Origin of the sequence: Streptomyces sp. NPDC006265 (assembly GCF_040613555.1) — a bacterium.
Classification (GTDB): domain Bacteria; phylum Actinomycetota; class Actinomycetes; order Streptomycetales; family Streptomycetaceae; genus Streptomyces.
On the sequence record NZ_JBEXSH010001038.1, the window covers coordinates 1 to 2,848 of the forward strand.

Below are 2,848 nucleotides of genomic sequence, written 5' to 3' on the forward strand. Positions count from 1 at the left end.
GAGACGCACAGAAGGAGCAGGCGCGGCGAACTCGCCGACCTCCTGCTCGGCTCCGGCCAGCTGCTGCCAGGCGTCGGCGAGCACGGCGGCGTCGGCGGCCAGACCGGAATCGGTGCGGGCGGTGTCCAGCCAGCGCCGGAACTGCTCGTCGTCACCCGGCGCCCAACGGGCGGCGTGCCGCGCGTACCCGAGCCAGGTCCGCGGCTCCCGGTCGGTGCGGCAGCGGTCCAGCTGGTCTTGACGCTGGGCGGCGAAAGCGGCCGCCCGCCACAGGGCATCGGGCGCCTTCGGCAGGACGATGTCGCACTTCTTGCAGATCTGTCCGAAGACGTCGACGAGCGGATGAGTGGAGGCCTCGGCGGCCGGCTTGGCGAACCGGCAAGCATCGGAACTGAAGCGGCGCAGGTCGGGGTGCGGGACGTGGAACTTCCCGCTGCGGCCGCCGGTCAGGGCCACCCGGATCGCGGCCAGGGCCGGCAGCTCGATGCCGAGGGCGGCGAGCCCGCGGCTGGAGATCTCAGGGAAGGACCGCCGCACCGCTCAGGCCCCCGTCGCCGGGGCCATGACCAGGCGCGTACCCAGAGCTCCGCAGGCGCACGGCGGTGACCCGCCGTCCAGATGGGCGGGGAAGATCTGTGCCCACGCCAGGAGCGAGGCGGTCCACAGACTGCTCAGCAGCTCGTGCACCTCCTCCTCCGATGGGGTTCTGCCGGTGTCGCGGCGCAACACAGCCCGGGCCAGGGCGTGGACGGCGATGTTCACCATCGCCTCGCGTTCCGTGCAGCTCTGCCGGAGCGGGTTCTCGCCCGCCAGCGAGAGGCACCGGTACGCCTCCGCGAGCTCCTCGCGAGCCGCTTCGTCTTCGGTGGCGTCCATGGCCGGCAGGATGTCCGCGGCCAGGTCGCCGAGGAACACAGCGGTATGGGCGCCGGCCTCACCGCCGGTGTGCAGGGCTCGGGCGTCGAAGGCGAGCAGGGCCCGCCGCAGAAGGTCTTGGGGATCATGCGGGGCGGGGGCGGTCGTCACGGGGAAAGCGTACGGGCTGCCCTGTGCGGGCCGGGGCCTTCTCGGGTTGCTCACCCTCCCGAGTGCCGTGACCTGTACCGGCTTTGCAGTCCTTCCCGGCGACTGATCCGCGACGGCGACAGTCCCACATGACCTGCCGTGGCCACATGCCGCGAGGCGGCGGGCTCGGGACCACCCCTTCGCGCCTCGTTCGGCGTGGGCATCGCCTGGTTGGTTTTGTTCAGGAGAACCGGGCTCTGGCACAGATCTTGGGGTGCGGTCGCGGAGTGTCACAAGGCAGGTCGCTTCGCGGCTGTGATCACGCCTGCTCTTCGTAGACCCGGATTTCCTGGGGGTGGAAGTTGCGGACGATCGGCCAGAATTCCTGGCGGCCAAGGCTGTCGGCCCAGGCGTCGAGTTCGTCGTCCGTGTCGTGGAAGAACCAGGTCTCGAAGTGCCCCAGCGCCCGAAGTTGAGGGACGGGCTCGTACCGAAGTTCGCAGTGGAGCTGGATGTAATGATCATGCTCGCCGGAAGCGTCGTTGATCTCGAACTGCCGGGCCAGGTCCAGCGTGAAGACGGGCGGTCCCTCGAAGGCGTGAGTCCCGTACTGGAAGAGAAGGCCATCAGCGTCTGGCGTGTCCGCGGTGTCGAAGCGCTGGGAGCCGAAGCGCACGAACCTGAGCCACACCTCGTCCAAGTCCAGTTCGGCGAAGGGCTGCTGTCCACGGCTCAGCTCATGTTGCAGTCGCTCCTCGGCCCGGTCTATGGGCGGTCTCTCCGACATTCTGTCCTTCGCGGTCTCGATGGAATCTGTGGCCTCGCGGTGATCTTCTCAGCCCACCACACTCGCTAACGTGACCAGGGTTGGCTGCAGAGTCTGGGCGCGACGCTATTGGAGCAGGATCAGCTTGCGGAGCAATTCGAATCCGGCACGGCCGTAGAGCTGCCTCTTGATCTTCTTGATGCGGTTCACGGCGCCTTCCGTGCCACCGGAGCTCCAGTGCAGGGTGAGGCCGGCGGTCACCGCGTCGAGGTCTCGGAGCAGGTGGAGGGCAAAGTGGGTGAGGCCGGGCAGCTGGCTGGCATCGACGGCTTCGATCCATGCGGGGAGCGTGGGGCCCAGCCGGTGAGCCAGGATCTCGCCGAAGCCGCGGACATGTTCGGCCGCGGTATCCAGTTCTGGGCAGCGAGCCAGGACGTCCTTCAACGCGGCGCGCTCGTCTTCGCTCAGGGTTGACGGGTGACGGGTGAGCCAGCCCGCCTGACGGTCGGCGGCGGGGGTGGCGCCTGCGGCGGTGCGGCGCGCAGGGTGGCAATGTAGGCGCGGACCATCTGGTATGTGACGGGCGCGTTCTCGGCGGTCAATTCGCGATGCAGGCGGGTGACGTTCGTGCATCCCGCGGCGAACCGGCGTTCCAGATGGGGCTTTTAGGGGTCGAGACGACTTGGCCGGGGGCGGTTTTCTCGGAGGGTGTCCTGCCAGGTGGCAGCATGTGCGTAGCGCAGCACGGTGTTGAGCCCCCAGCCCAGATGCCGGGCGATTGCCCTGCGGGAGTGGCCCTGGGCGAGCAGCTCGTGGACCAGGGCGTGCGCGGCCTTCTTGCGCTGGGCCCGCCGGCCATCAAGGTCCGGTCCGCCGCGCACCGTGTCGTCGGGCGACGCCGCAACGTCCTTTCGCGTTGGCGCTGTTGGTCCGTTCAGGCATTCGCGGTGGGCCGCGACGCAGGTTTCCACGGCTCGGCCGACGCCCTGCCACAGGTGGAACCGGTCGGCGACCTGGATCGCGGCGGGAGCGCCGAGTCGCGCGCCCTCGGCATAGGCCCCCGCCCGGTCCCGGCAG

Annotated in this window: 5 protein-coding genes; all 5 read right to left on the reverse strand. The window is 69.6% G+C overall.

The window, feature by feature from the left end:
- Nucleotides 1–537, reverse strand: a 537-nt coding sequence (locus tag ABZ281_RS44780; protein ID WP_356664066.1) for a hypothetical protein, incomplete at its 3' end; no start/stop codon positions are given.
- 3 nt (nucleotides 538–540) lie between these two features.
- Nucleotides 541–1,026, reverse strand: coding sequence for a hypothetical protein (locus ABZ281_RS44785; protein ID WP_356664068.1), 486 nt, complete (start codon nucleotides 1,024–1,026; stop codon nucleotides 541–543).
- A 298-nt stretch (nucleotides 1,027–1,324) separates the two neighbouring features.
- Nucleotides 1,325–1,792 (reverse strand): hypothetical protein, encoded by a 468-nt coding sequence (locus tag ABZ281_RS44790; RefSeq protein WP_356664070.1) that lies wholly within the window; start codon nucleotides 1,790–1,792, stop codon nucleotides 1,325–1,327.
- Nucleotides 1,793–1,897: 105 nt separating this feature from the next.
- Nucleotides 1,898–2,215: a transposase gene (locus tag ABZ281_RS44795; RefSeq protein WP_356664072.1), complete on the reverse strand. Its 318-nt coding sequence runs from the start codon at nucleotides 2,213–2,215 to the stop codon at nucleotides 1,898–1,900.
- 221 nt (nucleotides 2,216–2,436) lie between these two features.
- On the reverse strand, nucleotides 2,437–2,848 hold a 412-nt coding region (locus ABZ281_RS44800), incomplete at its 5' end, for a helix-turn-helix domain-containing protein (RefSeq protein WP_356664074.1).

Coding starts and splice junctions, on each gene's coding strand:
- ABZ281_RS44790 (WP_356664070.1), bottom strand. CDS start 1,792: ATGTCGGAGAGACCGCCCATAGACCGGGCCGAGGAGCGACTGCAACAT.